Annotated in this window: 11 protein-coding genes; 4 read left to right on the top strand and 7 right to left on the bottom strand. The window is 73.7% G+C overall.

Translation table 11 applies throughout. The features are described 5' to 3' along the window. Nucleotides 1–23 precede the first annotated feature (23 nt). The 4 genes from BKA05_RS17155 to BKA05_RS17140 all read right to left on the bottom strand — a co-directional run bounded on the left by BKA05_RS17155 (nucleotide 24) and on the right by BKA05_RS17140 (nucleotide 5,034). Nucleotides 24–656 (bottom strand): fasciclin domain-containing protein, encoded by a 633-nt coding sequence (locus BKA05_RS17155; protein ID WP_179532511.1) that lies wholly within the window; start codon nucleotides 654–656, stop codon nucleotides 24–26. A gap of 234 nt (nucleotides 657–890) precedes the next feature. Further along, a complete protein-coding gene (locus BKA05_RS17150) occupies nucleotides 891–2,468 on the bottom strand; it encodes a molybdopterin-dependent oxidoreductase (protein ID WP_179532510.1) in 1,578 nt (525 codons plus the stop codon). 184 nt (nucleotides 2,469–2,652) lie between these two features. Next, complete coding sequence (locus BKA05_RS17145) at nucleotides 2,653–3,411, bottom strand: enoyl-CoA hydratase-related protein (protein ID WP_179532509.1); 759 nt, start codon at nucleotides 3,409–3,411, stop codon at nucleotides 2,653–2,655. A 33-nt stretch (nucleotides 3,412–3,444) separates the two neighbouring features. Beyond that, nucleotides 3,445–5,034 carry a sulfatase family protein gene (locus BKA05_RS17140; protein WP_179532508.1) on the bottom strand — a complete coding sequence of 530 codons (1,590 nt, stop codon included), beginning with the start codon at nucleotides 5,032–5,034 and terminating at the stop codon, nucleotides 3,445–3,447. Between the two features lie 333 nt (nucleotides 5,035–5,367). On the opposite strand from BKA05_RS17140, the gene BKA05_RS17135 reads away from it, so the two are divergent. After that, a complete protein-coding gene (locus BKA05_RS17135) occupies nucleotides 5,368–7,581 on the top strand; it encodes a HelD family protein (protein ID WP_415836769.1) in 2,214 nt (737 codons plus the stop codon). Here the strand turns inward: BKA05_RS17135 and BKA05_RS17130 are convergent. The 3 genes from BKA05_RS17130 to BKA05_RS17120 all read right to left on the bottom strand — a co-directional run bounded on the left by BKA05_RS17130 (nucleotide 7,574) and on the right by BKA05_RS17120 (nucleotide 11,977). Then, nucleotides 7,574–7,981: a hypothetical protein gene (locus BKA05_RS17130; protein ID WP_179532507.1), complete on the bottom strand. Its 408-nt coding sequence runs from the start codon at nucleotides 7,979–7,981 to the stop codon at nucleotides 7,574–7,576. The genes BKA05_RS17135 and BKA05_RS17130 overlap by 8 nt on opposite strands. 45 nt (nucleotides 7,982–8,026) lie before the next feature. After that, nucleotides 8,027–10,741 (bottom strand): LuxR C-terminal-related transcriptional regulator, encoded by a 2,715-nt coding sequence (locus BKA05_RS17125; protein WP_179532506.1) that lies wholly within the window; start codon nucleotides 10,739–10,741, stop codon nucleotides 8,027–8,029. 135 nt (nucleotides 10,742–10,876) lie between these two features. Further along, nucleotides 10,877–11,977: a hypothetical protein gene (locus BKA05_RS17120; protein ID WP_179532505.1), complete on the bottom strand. Its 1,101-nt coding sequence runs from the start codon at nucleotides 11,975–11,977 to the stop codon at nucleotides 10,877–10,879. A gap of 208 nt (nucleotides 11,978–12,185) precedes the next feature. On the opposite strand from BKA05_RS17120, the gene BKA05_RS17115 reads away from it, so the two are divergent. Genes BKA05_RS17115 through BKA05_RS17105 form a run of 3 tightly spaced genes read left to right on the top strand, consistent with a single transcriptional unit; the run spans nucleotide 12,186 to nucleotide 16,083 of the window. Beyond that, a complete protein-coding gene (locus BKA05_RS17115; protein ID WP_179532504.1) occupies nucleotides 12,186–14,117 on the top strand; it encodes an anthranilate synthase family protein in 1,932 nt (643 codons plus the stop codon). A gap of 14 nt (nucleotides 14,118–14,131) precedes the next feature. Beyond that, nucleotides 14,132–14,716, top strand: coding sequence for an anthranilate synthase component II (locus BKA05_RS17110; RefSeq protein WP_343045729.1), 585 nt, complete (start codon nucleotides 14,132–14,134; stop codon nucleotides 14,714–14,716). After that, entirely contained in the window at nucleotides 14,713–16,083 is a 1,371-nt protein-coding gene (locus BKA05_RS17105) for a chorismate-binding protein (protein WP_179532502.1), read from the top strand. Before BKA05_RS17110 ends, BKA05_RS17105 begins: the two co-directional genes overlap by 4 nt. Nucleotides 16,084–16,117 lie beyond the last annotated feature (34 nt).

The raw sequence follows: 16,117 nt of genomic DNA, 5'->3' as shown, positions 1-16,117 counted from the left end.
CGTACTGGTCCGGAAGGGTGGGATCAGGACGGCATGAGCACGGTGTCGATGACGTACACCGTGGCGTTGGCGGTCGGGATGTTGCCGCACAGGATGTTGGCGCCGTTGACGGTCATGCCGTCGGTGTCACCCTTGACGTTCACGGTGCCGCCCTGCAGGGTCTCCTGCTTGCCGACCACGGCCTCGGGGTCGAGCTGACCGCCCACGACGTGGTAGGTCAGGATCGAGGTGAGGGTGTCCTTGTCGGCCAGCACGGCGTTCAGGGTGTCCTCGGGGATGGCGCCGAAGGCGTCGTCGGTGGGCGCGAAGACCGTGAGGGCCTCGGCGTCGTTCAGGGTGTCGACCAGACCGGCCTCGCCCACGGCGGTCACCAGGGTGCCGAGCAGCGGGTTGTTCGAGGCGGCGGTGGCGACCGGGTCCTGGACCATGCCGTCGAAGGAGCCGGCGCCCGAGGTGGGGACCGCGTCACAGGCGGGGCCGAAGACCTGGTCACCAGCGGTGGCCTCGGTCTCGGTCTCGGTCTCGGAGGAGGTCGAGCTCGAGGTCCCGGTGTCCTCGGCGGAGGAGTCGTCCTCGGAGGAGCAGGCGGCCAGGCCCACGGTGAGGGCGAGAGCGGCGAGACCGGCGCCGGTGCGGCGGAGAGCAGTGCGCTTCATGAGAAGTGCCTTTCTGTCAGTGTTGCTGGGGGCTTGGCTTACATGAGTCATTCGGGGCAGTGGGGTGACCGGATTGGTCGATTTCGGTGACCCGGGTCACATCGACCGATCCGCCGTGCCGTGGGACGGGGCCCGGGCCGGCCCTGAGCGCGGATCGAGCCCGGATCCAGGGCGGATCCGGGCTCGACGCAGGGGCGCTGTGGTGATCAGTGCTCCCCAGAGCTGGTCAGGGCATCACTCGACGGTGACCATCAGCGACTGCACGCCCGAGGCGCCGTCGGGGAAGGGCTGGGCGCGCACGTCGGTCTGGGTGGTGCCGTCGCCGCTGATCGCGCGGGCGGCGATCGCGTGGGAGCCGGGCTCGGCGTCCCAGCGGAAGAACCACTGGCGCCAGTAGTCGTTGCTGACCGCAGGACCCAGCTCGGCGTCGCGCCAACCGCCGCCGTCCACCTGGACCTGGACCTTGTCGACGCCACCACGCTGCTGCGCCCACGCCACGCCACCGATCACGACCTCGCCCGCGGGCAGGCGGTCCAGCGCGTTGGGGGTGTCGATGCGGGTGGAGATCTTGATGGGGGCGTCCGTGGCCCAGCCGCGGTCGGTCCAGTAGGCCGTGCTGTCGGCGTACGTCGTCAGGGTGAGGCGGGTGACCCACTTGGTCGCGCTGATGAAGCCGTACAGGCCGGGGATCACCAGGCGGGCGGGGAACCCGTGCGCCCGCGGCAGGGCCTCGCCGTTCATGCCGATCGCGATCATCGCGTCGCGGCCGTCGGTCGCGAGGTCCAGCGGCGTGGAGATGGTCATGCCGTCGAAGTCGGTGGAGAGCATCTGGTCGGCGGTGGTGCCCACGCCGGCGAGCTCGAGCACGTCGGTGAGCCGCACGCCCAGCCAGCGGGCGCCGCCGACGAACTCGCCGCCGACGGAGTTGGAGACGCAGGTCAGCGTGATGTCGCGCTCGATGATCTCCATCTCGAGCAGGTCGTCGAAGGTGAGCGTGACCTCCCGGTCGACGTCGCCGTCGATGGTCAGCGTCCAGCTCTCGAGGTCGACCACCGGGGTGTCCAGCCGGGTGTCGACGCGGTAGAAGTCCTCGTTGGGCACCCGCAGGGGGCTGATGCCGTCGACCTGGTCGTCCAGGCCCTTCGGGAACGAGCCGGCCGGGTCGTCGGGGGTTGGGAGCGTGACGTCCTCGGGGCGGGCGCGGAACTTGCGGATGAGCTGTCCGGCGCCAGCCATGACCGTGGCTGCCAGGGCGATCACGCCCGCGGCGACCAGGACCCCGCGACGGCTGCTGCCGCCCGACTCGGCGTCCCCGCCCGCGCCGTCCCCGGTGGCGCCGTCCCCGGTGGCGCCGTCCTCGGCCGTGCCGGGCGTCGCCGAGGCCGCCCTGGCGAGCAGCACGAGCGTGCCGAGACCCACCACCGCGGTCGCGATTCCGGGGACCGCGTCGCCCGCGGTCGCGCCGGAGTTGGTCAGGGCGGCGGCGGTGGCCACGGCCACCAGCAGCCCCTGCAGGCCCAGTCCCAGGACCAGGCGGCGCCGGGCCAGCAGGCCGGCGACGGCGGCGAGGACCAGGACCCCGGCCAGCACGCTGCCGATGAGGATCGGCTTGTCGGCGGTGCCGAAGTTCCGGATCGCCCACTCCTTCACGGGGGTGGGGGTGGCGTCGATGACCGTCGAGCCCACGGCGAGCACCGGGGAGGAGTCGATCCTGTCCAGGCTGGCCACCAGGTGTCCCGCGGCCGTGCCGGCGAGGGTGGAGAGCAGGCCGAAGCCTGCCCAGGTCAGTCGTCGGCTCGGTCGTCCGTGCATGGGGGTGCTCATGGGGGTGGTTCGGAGCCGACCCGGATTCCGACGGGTGTGACGTCGAACCGGCGCGGCCTTTCCGGAAGTGTGCGCCGGTTCGGGCGGGCCGGGTGGGTCGAACCGGCGTATTGATACGCCGGCTCGGCGGGCTGGGTGGGTCGAACCGGCGTATTGATACGCCGGCTCGGCGTCAGCGCTTGCGGGAGAGGAAGGCGGTCATCGCCTCCTTGGCCTCCTCGCTGCCGAAGAGGCGGGCGGAGAGGGCGGCCACGTCGCGGCCGTGGGCGTCGAGGTGCTCCACGAGCGGGGCGTTGAGCAGCTTCTTGGTCTCCCGCAGCCCCTGGAGGGCGCCGGTGGCCAGCGAAGCGGTGACCGTCGCGAGGGCCGCGTCGAGCCCGTCGGCGGGCACGACCTCGGTCACCAGCCCGTCCGCCTGGGCCTGGGCGGCGCTGAACACCTCGCCGCCCAGTGCCCGCAGCGCCGCGGCCCGCGAGGTCATCCGCGGGAAGACGGTGAGCGAGATCGCCGCGGGCGCCAGGCCGAGCTTGACCTCGGTGAGCGCGAACGTGGCGGCCTCGGAGGCGACCACCACGTCGGCGGCCGCCACGATGCCGGTCCCGCCCGCGCGCACCGGCCCCTGGAGTCGGCACACGACCGGCTTCGGGTGCATGAGGATCACCCGCTGCAGCCGGACGATCTCGCGGGCGCCCTCCTCCATCGACCCGGCGGCCGCCTCGGAGAGGTCCGCGCCGGAGCAGAACACCGAGCCCGTGGCGGCGATGACCACCACGCGTGCCGAGTCGTCCTCAGCCGCCCGCTCGAGGGCCTCGGACAACCCGCCGACCAGCGCCCGGGAGAGCGCGTTGCGGTTGTGCGGGGAGTCGAGGGTGATCGTGGCGACGCCGTCGCTGACGTCGTACGTGACCTGGACCTGGGGCTGCTCGCTCATGCGAGCATCCTGCCGGACCCGCCTGCAACCCCGTCAGCGACCGAGGTGCGGGAGCGGCCCGAAGGTGCGGTTGCACGGCCCCGGGCCGGCGCAGTCCTGCAGCAGACGGGTGCGGCGGGCCAGCTCGGCCTGCAGGGCGCGGTAGCGCGGCTGGCCGGCGACCGAGCGGAGCTGGTCGGGGTCGCTGGCCCGGTCGTAGAGCTCCACGAACCCGTCGAAGTAGCGGACGTAGGTGTAGCGAGCGGTCCGCACGCCGCGGTAGAGCCAGCCGCGGGGACCGGTCTCGGGCTTGTAGGCACCGCCCTGGATGAGCACGCCGCCGGGGTGCAGGGCCTCGTCGGTCTCCCCGCGCCAGGTCGAGAGCAGCGAGACGCCGTCCAGGAGCCGGTCGGAGTCGGCGTCGGCGATGTCGAGGAAGGTCGGCACGAGGTCGACGATGGTGGCGATCGAGTCGGTGGTGGTGCCGGGAGCGATGCCGGGACCGCGCACGAGCATCGGCGTGCGCAGGTTCTCCTCGTAGGGCAGCGTCTTGCCGAACCACCGGTGCTCGCCGAGCTGGTAGCCGTTGTCGGTGATGAAGACGATGTAGGTGTTGTCGAGCTCCCCGTCCTCCTCGAGCTGCTCCACCAGCTGCGCGAGCGCGTCGTCGACCGACGCGAGCGCTCCCGCGCGCGCCTGCTGGGTGCGCACCACCTTGCGGGCCGCGGCGGGGGACTGCTTGCGGATGACGTGGGGCTTGTCGGAGACGTCGCGCTCGTTGAAGGACGGGCTCGAGACGATGTCGCGGGCCAGCTCGGCGGCCTGCGCCTCGTGGGGACGCTGGCCGGTGAGGCGGGTCATCGCCCGGTAGCCCGGCGACATCTTCGGCGGGCCGTTCTTGCACGAGGAGTCGTGGCAGCCCTCGCGCCCCTTGGCGGGGTGCGGACCGAAGTGGCTGACCCACATGAAGAAGGGGGCGTCGTAGCTGCTGAGCTGGTGGGCGTACTCGACGGCCTTCTCCGACAGGTAGTCGGTGTAGTAGCCCGGGATCCGGGCGACCTCGCCGTTGTCGTACTGCACGAACTTGTAGTAGTCGGCGTACCCGTGGCTGGTGGCGTTGAACAGCGTCCAGCCCGGGTCGCGGCCGTAGCTGTAGTGGTAGCCGTTGAGCGGCTTGCCGAGGAAGGCGGTGTTGTAGCCCGCCGCCGAGAGGTCGGTGCCGATGGTCGAGGTCGGGTCGAAGGCCTCGTAACCGCCCTGCGGCGGGAAGTTGGTGCGGACGCCGTTGTTCTGCGCCAGCTGGCCGGTCATCAGCTCGGCGCGGGCGGGACAGCACAGCGGGTGCGGGGTCAGCGCCTCGGTGAAGGTGAGGCCCGCCGCGCCGATGAGCTCGTTGGTCTTGGGCAGGAAGACCATCTCGTCGAGCCGCTGGTCGTCGGTGGAGAACAAGATGATGTTGGGCCGCTCGTCACCGGGGGACTCCACGGGCGCCTGCGCGGTGGCGCTCACGGTGAGGGGGTCCTCCGACGGCGCCGGGCTGCTCATCGTCGACGCGGCCAGGGCCAGGATCGTGACCACCGCCAGCAGGACGGCTGCCACGGGCAGGCTCCGGTGCAGGCGGGAGGGCGTGCTGGGCTGGCTCACGTCGGTCCTGGGTCCTCGCGGGGAAGCGTGGGGTGCGGGGGCGGGCAGGCCCGAGGCAGGGGGACGTCGCCGTCGACGTCGCACCCGGCGGGCCAGTGGCCGATGGTAGCCACCGCGGCCGCGGACCACCGCTTCGTGGACTGCGCCCGGCGGCGCCGGGAGCGTGGCCGGGCCCGGGTGAGAAGAGCCACACCCCCGCCGCGCCCCGACTGCGCACCTCCGGTCCCGCCCGGGGTGCGGGGACCGGTAAAGTCGGCTGCTTGCCGCCCGCGCTCCTCCCAGGGGTCCGGACGGCGCGAGCAGCAGGCGTGCGGCCGCCCCCGAGGCGGCCCGGTGGACAGGGAGCAGGACGCGGTGACCGAGGACCTCGCAGCAGCCGAGATCGCGCGCGAGCAGGAGTACGTCGACGGGGTGTACGTCCAGCTGGCCGCCTCCTCCGAGGCCGCCCAGCGGCTCGCCCGCGAGGGCCACGACCGCGGCCGGCTCGGCCACGAGGGTGGTCTCGTGGAGCGCGACGCGATGGTCTTCCAGGCCGCGCGCCGCATCGCCCAGCTCGACGCCGCCCACGAGGGCCTGGTCTTCGGCCGCCTCGACCTCAGCCCCGACGTCGACCCCGAGCCGCGGTACGTCGGGCGCATCGGGCTGCGCAACGCCGAGCGCGACAGCCTGCTCATCGACTGGCGGGCCCCGGCCGCGGCGGTGTTCTACCAGGCGACCGCCGCCACGCCGCACGACGTCGTACGACGTCGGGTGCTGCGCTGCACCGGCGCGACCGTCGTCGGTGTCGAGGACGAGCTGCTGGACGCCGAGGCGCTCGAAGTCCACGACCTCGACCTTCCGATCGTCGGTGAGGGCGCCCTGATGGCCCAGCTCTCCCGCGCCCGCGACCGCACCATGCACTCCATCGTCGCCACCATCCAGGCCGAGCAGGACCAGGCGATCCGCGCTCCCGCGAAGGGCGTCGTCGCCATCTCCGGCGGCCCGGGGGTCGGCAAGACGGTCGTGGCGCTGCACCGCGCGGCGTACCTGCTCTACACCGACCGACGGCGCTACGAGACCGGCGGCGTGCTGGTCGTCGGCCCGAGCGGTGTCTTCATGCGCTACATCGAGCGGGTGCTGCCCTCGCTCGGCGAGACCGCCGTCGCCCTGCGCTCCCTGGGCGAGGTCGTCGACGGGGTGCGCACCACCCGCCAGGACGAGCCGGCGGTCGCCGAGGTCAAGGGCTCGGCGCGGATGGCCGAGGTGCTGCGCCGCGCCGCGCGCCAGCAGGCACCCGGCAGCCCGACGGACTTCCGGGTCTTCTGGTACGACGACGTCCTGACCCTGGACCGCGGCAGCCTCGGCCGGGTCCGGCGCAACCTGATGTCACAGGGCCGCCGCAACCGGCAGCTGCCGCGGGTGCCGCAGGCGCTGCTGGACGTGATGTGGCGCCAGGTGCGCAGCGAGCGCGGTCGCGAGCGCGGCAAGGAGAAGATGGTCGACGACCTGCTCGACGACACCCGCTTCCTGCAGTTCGTGGCCGACTGGTGGCCGCCGCTGGAGGCCCGCGAGGTCCTCGGCTGGCTGCGCGAGCCGGACTTCCTGGGCCGGGTGGCCGAGGGGCTGCTGACCCCCGAGGAGCAGCGGCTGCTGGTGAAGTCCTGGTCCGGTGCGCCCGACCTGTCGATCCAGGACGTACCGCTGCTCGACGAGCTGCGCTACGCCGTGGGCGACGTCCCGCAGCGCACCGACGACGAGGCCTCGCTCGACGACACCGGCCTCCTCGAGGGCGGGCACGACGTCGCCGAGCTGATGACCGCCGCCGACCGCGAGTTCGCGCCGTCCGGCCGGGCCTGGCAGCCGCCGACGCACAGGATCGAGGACGACCCCTACGCCCACGTGCTGGTCGACGAGGCGCAGGACCTCACGCCCATGCAGTGGCGGATGGTCGGCCGCCGTGGCCGTACGGCGACGTGGACCATCGTCGGCGACCCGGCGCAGTCGTCGTGGCCGGTGCCGGCCGAGTCGGCGCAGGCGCGGGCCGAGGCGCTCGAGGGCAAGCCGGTCCACGAGTTCCACCTCTCGACCAACTACCGCAACTCCTCGGAGATCTACGCCTTCGCCGCCGACTACGCCCGTCGGGTCGGCCTCGACGCCGACCTCCCGACCGCCGTGCGCTCGACCGGCGTCGAGCCGGTGGTGCGCGAGGGCGTGACCGACCTCGAGGCGGCCACCCGCGAGGCGGTCGGCGAGATCGTCGAGCAGGTCGCCGGCACGGTCGCCGTCGTCGTACCCGCCGCGCGGCGCTCGGAGGTCAACGCCTGGCTGGCCTCCTGGCCCGAGCACGCCGAGCACGCCTCGGGGGCGCGCGCGGCCGTCGACTCCTCGGTCACGCCCTCGGGCGACGACCGGGTGGTGGTGCTGACCGGCCTGGACACCAAGGGGCTGGAGTTCGACGGCATCGTGGTCGTGCGTCCCCAGGAGATCGAGGACGAGTCCCAGACCGGCCGGGCCACGCTCTACGTCGTGCTCACCCGCGCCACGCAGCTGCTGACGACGCTCAGCTGACCTCGGAGCAGTCGACGTCCTCGGAGTCGTAGCGCAGCACCACGCTCGGGTCGTCGGTGAGGGCTCCGGCCGCTCCGAGGACGATCTGGCAGTTGCTGAGGGCGTTCTCCGAGCCGCCGTCGACCGTGACGTAGAGGGTGCCGTCCTCGATCTCGTAGCCGCTCGCGGCGGACAGGACGGTCACCACGGCCTGGCCGACGGCGTCGAGCACGGTGTCCTCGGGCAGCTCCTCGACCGTCTCCAGCGCCTCGTCGAAGCCCGCGGCGACGTCGGCGGCACCGGGGGTGGTCGTGGGGGGGTCGGCAGCGGAGGAGTCGTCCCCGCCGCAGGCCGTGAGGGCGAGCAGGGGCAGGACGGTGGCGGCGAGCAGGCGCCGGGCCGGGAGCGTGGAGGGAGTCATGCGGCCATCCTCGTGATTGCCCGCGCGGCCGGGTACGAGCAAGAACTACTCAGCGGCGACGGGACCGCGCGGTTCCTCGCGCTGGGGTTCTGGCCGGGGGTCTGGGGAGGGGTCGGCCCGGGGTCCCGTCACGGGGCCCTCCGGAGCGGCCGGCGGGCCGTCGACACCCGCAGCCACGACGTGGCCGACCACCGAGCCACCCAGGGCGGCCAGGGCGTCGGGGAGGTCGTCACGACCTCCCACTCCGAGCTTGCGGTAGACCCGGGCGAGGTGGTTGTCGACCGTGCGGACCGACAGCCCGCACCTCTCCGCGATCTCCCTGCTGCGCAGCCGTGCGGCGGCCAGCCGGGCCACCTCCAGCTCGCGCGGTGAGAGCAGCGCGGGTCGGTTGCGCGGCGGCCAGCTGACCGCGTCGTGGTCGGCCAGCACGGTCAGCTGACGCAGGTGGGCCCGACGCTCCGCCTCGCCCCGGCCGGCTCTCTCGAACAGCTCCCTGGCGGTCCCCAGGCAGGCCGCCGCCCGCCCGGGCAGGCCGACACGCTCCAGCTCCGAGGCCACCTCGGCCAGCTCCACGGCGTCGCCGCGGGCGATGGCACGCGTACGCCGGAGCAGCACGGCCCCCAGGGCCGCCTCGGGGTGCACGTGCTCGGCGAGCAGGGCGGAGCGGTCGGGGGCCGAGGCGGGGTCGGCCAGCACCGCGTCGTCGAGGGCGAGCAGCCCGAGGTGGCGGTGGGACTGCTCGATGGCCTGCAGGGCGACGGTGGCCAGCTCGGTGCCGGCGCCGGCAGGGTCGCCGTCCACCAGGTACCGCTGCGCGCGGACCCGCGCCAGGTGCAGCGCGACCTTCACGTCCGCGACCTGCTCGGGCGGGAGGCTCGCTGCGAGCGCCTCCGCGGCGTCCTGGTCCCCACGGCGGGCCAGCACGGCGGCGCGCAGGGCCGTGGCGCTGGGGCGCAGCCCGGTGAAGTCGCGCCAGGCCAGGTGGCGCACGGCGCGCTCCACGAGCACCTCCGCGTCGGTGAGCCGCCCTGCGTGCAGGGCGAGCTCGGCGGTGGCGTACTCCCACATGCCCAGGCTCGGGTCGGCCACCTGCGCGGCGCGACGTCGGTGCGCGTGGGCGACCTCCTCGGCGGCGGCGAGCCGGCCGTCGAAGGCGTCGGCGAGGTAGGCGGAGAGCCGCAGCAGGTGACCGACGTACGTCGGCACCGTGTCGGTCCGGGCCAGTGACTCCGTACCGGTCCTGACCAGCTCCCGGGCCTGGGCCGGGGCACCGTCCAGGGAGGCGATCATCGCCCCGATGACCGCCCCGTTGACGACCGCGGCGTGGTCGGTCTCGTCGGCGTGGGGCGACCCGGGCACCGACTCGACCGGCAGCCCGGCCATCAGCCGCCACTTGACCAGGTCACCGGCCAGGAGACGGCGGCGCGTCGGGTCGACGAGGGTGTCCAGCACGGCCTGCACCCGGGTCACCGCGTCCGCGGGGCGCTGCGCGCGGACGGCCAGCAGCAGGCCCAGCTCGTGGCCGGCGGCCAGCCGGGTGCGCTCGTCGTCGGTCGCCAGCGCCGCGACGAGCTCGGTCTCGGCCGCCGTCAGCTGCTCCTCGCTCGACAGGGCGGCCCCGCGCAGCAGCCGGGCAGCGGGGCGGAGCGTGGCGTCCGACGGCAGCCGGTCGAGCAGCTCGAGCGCCGCCGCCGCCCGCCCCCGGGCCAGGTCGCGGCCGGCGACCTCCAGGAGCCGCGCGGGGTCGACGTCGGCGGCCGTGCGGGTCAGGAGCCGGACCTCGACGTCGCCCCAGGCGGGGCGCCCGGCGAGCAGCGCAGCCCCCCTCCGCAACAGCTGCGTCCTGCGGTCGTGGTCCAGACCGTCCACGACCACCGCCGGGAGCAGCGGGTCCGCGACCCCCACCGCGTCGGGTGGGGCGTCGTCGTCGTGACCTAGGAGCCCCTCCTCCTCCAGGAGGGCGACGGCCTGCGGGTCCAGGGCCGTCCTCGGGAGGGGGCCGGTCACCGACAGCAGCTCGAGTGCCGTGTGGGCGGGGGCGTCGAGCCGCTCCAGGCGACGGGACACGAGGTCGGCGAGCCGCGGCGTCACCCGCAGTGGGCCCAGCTCGACGCCGCCCGGGCCGGTAGAGGGCCGGGCGCCGTGGTTCGCGACCAGCTCGCGGACGACGAAGGGGTTGCCGCCGGCGTGGCGGAGCACGGACGCGGCGGAGGGGGCGGAGAGCTGGTCGCCGAGCAGGTCGGCCGCCATGGCGAGCACCGCGTCGTCGGTGAGCGGACCGAGCTCCTCGACCAGCCACCCGCGGGGACCGCCGACGTCGTCGAGGACCGCGCGGGGGACGGTGTCGAGGTCGTGGGTCGTGGCGACGACCGCTGCGCCCGCGCGGGCGAGCTGGGCGAGCAGCACCTGGGAGGCCCGGGTGAGCAGCGGCAGGTCGTCCACCAGCACCGCCAGCCCGGAGGCCGCGACCCGTGGGGGCAGGCGCGTGTAGACCTCGATCGCCGACCGTTGGTCGTCGCCGCCGGGGTCCACCTGGAAGCGGGCCAGCAGCGGGGCGAACGCGACCAGGGGGATGCCGGCCTCGCCGTCGGAGCCGCGGACCAGCAGGTGCGGGACCTGCGCGACGTCCAGCTGGTTGCTCAGGTGGTGCAGCAGGTGGGTGCGGCCCGCGCCGGGGGCGCCGACGACGAGCACGGCGCGGCGCTCGAGGACGTGCGCGGTCAGCCGCTGCAGCTCCTCGGCACGGCCGTGCGTCCCCATGGGCCAGAACCTAGACCGCCCGGCCCTCCTGAGGGGCCGGGCGACCGGTTGTCCGGCAGACGGACCGAACTGGTCCGGACCGCCTGCCGGCCGGGTCGTACCCCGGGGGGTGTCGTCCCCGGCGTACCGACGGGGTCAGGAGACCTTGAAGCCCGCTCCCGCGGTACGGCCGCTGCTCGCACCCTTGGCGGCGACCTTCCACTTCCCCTTGGCCGCCTTCTTGAGCTTGACGGTCTTGGCGATGGAGCCGTCGGGGCCGGCGGTGACGCTGGTGCCGTAGGACTTCTTGGTGCCCTTCGGGGCCTTGCCCTTCTTCGTCAGCTTCAGCGTGACCTTCTCGCCCGGCTTGAACAGCGAGCCGCCGACCGAGAGGTTCTTGCCGGCCTTGACCGCCTTGGTGACGACCAGCTGCGCCTTCTTGGCGATGACCGTGATCAGCGCCGTGGCGGTCTCGCCCTGGTAGGTCGCCCGCACCTCCTGCTGGCCCGGGGGAGCGAACTCCGGCACCACGAGCTGGCCGTCGAAGAAGCCGATGTCGTCGACCGGGAACGTGTTGGCCGGCTCGCCGCCGACCGTCGGGGTGATGGTGCCGTTCGTGGTGCGGGCCGCGAAGTCCCGTCCGTCGATCCCGATGGACTGGCCCTGGGTGGCCTGGAAGGAGTCGAGGGTGATCGCCGCGTCTGCCTCGGGGTCGAAGACCCCGAACTCGACGATCGGCACCGCCTGGGCCGGCCGGTCGCAGCTGAAGACGTAGTCCTGGAGCTCGCCGGAGGCGTCGCGTCCGTACACCTCCACCTCGAGCTTCTTCAGGCCCAGCTCGTAGCGGCCGGAGTAGTAGTAGCGCACGTTGTCCACGTCCGGCGAGCCGAGCGCCAGCGGCTCGCTGGCGTCGAGGGTGCCGATCTCGGCCGTCGGGGGCGACAGGCTGAGGTCACCGCCCCGACCGTCCTCGAACTCGGCGTAGATGTAGAGCGCCGTGTCGGTGAGGTCCTCCGGGAAGGTGCCCGCCGGGACCGATCCGAGATCGAACCCCACCGTCTGCGAGCTGTACGCCGGCACCGGGGAGGGGTGGTCGATCCCGATCGTGGTCGTCCAGGTGCCGTCGTCGCTGATGACCTGGCTCGGGACGAGGACGACCTCGCAGTCGTCGAGCGTCACGGTCGCGGAGCCGATGACGGCCTGCGAGGGCAGCGTCGCGAGGGCGGGGAGCACGAGACCGGCGCCGAGGGAGGCCACGGCGAGACGGGTGCGGGGTCGAGGGCGGGGTCGAGGGCGGGGCATGGGAACTCCTGGCGTGCGACGGTGGGGAGGGACGACTGGCTGCTGGAGGCTAGGGAGCCGGGGGCCTGCCGGGGTATGAGTAGTGATTGCCTACGTCGCCCCGCCGGTCCCCTCCCGTGGAACCGGGAGGCAGCAGCGGGCGGCCGCCTCCTAGGCTTCACCCATGACCGAGCCCCGCCCTGATGCCCGTGCCGCGATCGACGCGCTGCAGGGGCACGAGGCCTGGGCGCTGATCCGGCGCTCGACCCGCGTGGGCGGCAAGGACACCGTCGGCCTGGTCGGCGGTCGCCGCTGGGTGGCCGAGTCGATCATGGACGTGCCGCTGGAGACCGGCCCGCCGGCACCGGGCCGGACCTGCGACCGGCTGGTGGCCGTGCCGTTCCGCCAGGTCGCCGAGCGCGGCTTCGAGGCCCACGACGACGGCACCCCGTTGGTGGTCGTCGACGTCGACGAGGAGCGGGAGTACTCCGTCGCGGAGGTCCTCGCCGCGATCCCCGACGGTGAGGTCGCGCTGGCCGATCGCGGCGGCTTCGACATCGACGACGACGACTACGCGAAGGTCGTCGAGCAGATCATCACCGACGAGATCGGCCAGGGCGAGGGCGCCAACCTCGTCGTCGGGCGCCGCTACCGCGCGGTCGTGGCCGACTGGAGCGCCGAGCGGGCGCTGACGGTCTTCCGTCGGCTGCTCGAGCGCGAGCACGGCGCCTACTGGACCTTCCTCTTCTTCACCGGCGACCGCTACCTCGTCGGGGCCAGCCCCGAGCGGCACGTCAGCGTGCACGGCGGCGAGGTGCGGATGAACCCCATCTCCGGCACCTTCCGCCTCCCGCGGCAGGTGGCGGCCCCCGACGGCGCCCCCGCGGCCGACCTCAAGCGCGACCTGCTCTCCTTCCTCGCCGACGAGAAGGAGATCTACGAGCTCTTCATGGTCGTCGACGAGGAGCTGAAGATGATGTGCGACATCTGCCACGAGGGGGGCCAGGTGCTCGGGCCGTTCCTCAAGCCGATGTCGCACCTGGTGCACACCGAGTACCTCCTGGCCGGGCGCACGCACAGCGACGTGCGCGAGGTCCTGCGCGACACGATGTACGCCGCCACGGTCACCGGCTCCCCGGTCGAGAACGCCTGCCGGCTGATCAAGGAGTACGAGCCGCACGGTCGCGGCTACTACGGCGCCGCGCTGGCGATCCTCGGGCGTGACCCCGAGGGCGAGCCGGTGCTCGACAGCCCCATCGTCATCCGCACCGCCGACGTCGACCCCGACGGCCGGCTCACGGTCACCGCCGGCGCCACGCTGGTGAGGGACTCGGATCCGGCGTACGAGGTGGCCGAGACGCACGCGAAGGCCGGCGGCATCCTCTCGGCGTTCGGGCTCGTCGACGCGCCGACCACCCGCCGCGAGGAGCTGCTCGGCCTGGTCAACGACGAGGACGTGCTGCTCGCCCTCAACGGCCGCAACCGGCGGCTGTCGACCTTCTGGCTCACCGACCAGGCCGACAGCGAGCCGGACCCGGCGCTGGCCGGGCGCCGCGTGGTCATCCTCGACGGCGAGGACGACTTCGTGAACATGCTCTGCCACGTGCTCGGGGTGCTCGGCCTGGAGAGCTCGGTGGTGCGGCACGAGGACTACACCGAGGGCTGCCTCGACGACGCCGACCTGGTGATCGTCGGCCCGGGCCCCGGCGACCCCCGCGACGACGCCGACGCCAAGATGGCGACCCTGCGGGCAGCCGTCGACCGGCTGCTCGAGCGCGAGCAGCCGTTCCTCGCGGTGTGCCTGGGCCACCAGGCGCTGTGCCACCGGCTCGGCCTGCCGCTGGCCTACAAGGACATCGTCTTCCAGGGCACGCAGTCGGCGCTGCGGGTCGACGGGCGCACCGAGCGGGTCGGCTTCTACAACACCTTCGTCGGGCGGGTCGGTGACGACACCGCGCTGCCCGAGGGCGTGAGCGTGGACGCCGACCCCGAGACCGGCGACGTGCACGTGCTGCGCGGCCCGCACTACACCGGCATCCAGTTCCACGCCGAGTCGATCCTGACCCAGCGCGGGGACGGTCTGCTGCACGAGATCGTCGCCCGGCTGCTGGGCTGAACGGCCCGGCCGACGTGACCGTGGCGGTCCCCGACGTCGTGGTGGTCGACCACCACGACTCCTACACCCAGAACCTCGTCCACCTCGTGGCCGCGGTGACCGGGCGGCTGCCGCGGGTCGTCCAGCACGACGAGACGTCCGCGGAGTCGGTGCTCGGGCACACCCACGTGGTCCTCTCACCCGGCCCCGGGCACCCCGACGAGCCCGCCGACTTCGGGGTGGGGCGCGAGGTGCTGCTGCGGGCCACCCGCCCCGTGCTGGGCGTGTGCCTGGGCATGCAGGGCCTGGTGACGGCGTACGGCGGTCGTGTGGAGCGCATCACCCCGGCCCACGGCCGGGTCAGCGAGGTCTGGCACACCGACGCCGGCGTGCTCGCGGGGCTGCCGCAGGGGTTCCGGGTGGTGCGCTACCACTCGCTCGCGGCGACCCACGTGCCCGACTGCCTCGAGGTCACCGCCACCTGCGCCGGGGAGCCGGGGGAACCGGACGTCGTGATGGCCGTGCGGCACCGCGACCTGCCGCTCGAGGGCGTGCAGTTCCACCCCGAGTCGGTGCTCTCCGAGCACGGCCGGCACGTCGTCGAGAGGTTCCTGTCGTGATCGATCCGGTGCTGGAGGCCTGGCAGCGCTCGACGGCGCCGCGCCGCTTCTGGCTCGACGGCGGCGGGGCCCGCGAGTGGTCGGGCCGGCGCTCGATCCTCGGGGTGCTCGAGCACGACGACGTCTCGCTGACCTACTCCGCCGCCCGGCGCGAGGTCACCCGGCACGCCTCGGGGAGCTCGGAGGTCGTCGGCGACGACGTGTTCGAGGTGCTCTCCCGCGAGCTGGAGCTGGGCGGTCCGCGCGACCAGTGGTTCGGCTACCTCGGGTACGCCTGCCGACCCGACCTGCCCGCCCGGCCCTCGCCCGACGTCCCCGACGGCGTGCCCGATGCCGTGTGGATGCGGCCGTCGCGGGTGCGGCTGGTGGAGCACGCAGGGCCGGATTCACCACCCGGGTGGCGAAACAGGCGCTTGTCGACCGAAGTTCCAGCAGGCAGGCGGCAGTTTCACCACCCGGGTGGTGAAACTGCCGCGGTCCCACCCGACTACCGCGCGGCCTTCGACCGGGTGCAGGAGCGGCTGCACGCCGGCGACACCTACGAGGTGAACCTGACCCACCGGCTGGAGGTGGCCAGCGACCTCGACCCGCTCGCGGCGTACCTGCGGCTGCGCGAGCTCAACCCCGCGCCGTACGCCGGGTTCCTCCAGCACGACGTCCCCGGCGCGCGGGCGTGGCTGCTGTCGAGCAGCCCGGAGCGCTACGCGACGGTCTCGACGGGCTCGACCACCGGGGAGGGGGGCTCGACCACCGGGGAGGGGGGCTCGACCACCGGGGAGGGGGGCAGGGTGCTGGAGACCAAGCCGATCAAGGGCACCACCCCGCGCAGCGAGGACCCCGCCGAGGACGACGAGCACCGCAGGCGGCTGGCGCAGGACGAGAAGTACCGCGCGGAGAACCTGATGATCGTCGACCTGCTGCGCCACGACGTGGCGTCGGTGTGCGAGCCGGGCAGCGTCGAGGTGCCGCAGCTGATGGAGGTGGAGTCCTACTCCTCGGTGCACCAGCTCGTCTCGACCGTGCGCGGGCGGCTGCGCGCGGACGTCGGCACCGTCGAGGCGCTGCGCGCGCTCTTCCCGGCCGGCTCGATGACCGGGGCGCCGAAGCTGCGCACGATGGAGGTCATCGACGAGGTGGAGGCCACGCCCCGCGGCGTGTACGCCGGCGCGTTCGGCTGGGTCTCGGGCGACGGGCGCGCCGACCTCGGGGTGGTCATCCGCTCGCTGGTCACCGCGGGGGACGGGCGCTACGTTCTGGGGACCGGCGGTGGCATCACCGTGCTGTCGGACCCGGTCGAGGAGCACGCCGAGGCGATGCTCAAGGCCGTCCGACTGCTGGAGGCGCTCGGCACGGACGGCGATTCGTAGACCGCCCGTCACCGCCCCGCAACAGGAGGTGGTT

It is taken from the genome of Nocardioides marinus, from assembly GCF_013408145.1.
Classification (GTDB): domain Bacteria; phylum Actinomycetota; class Actinomycetes; order Propionibacteriales; family Nocardioidaceae; genus Nocardioides; species Nocardioides marinus.
This window is presented reverse-complemented; position numbering and strand designations above follow the sequence as displayed.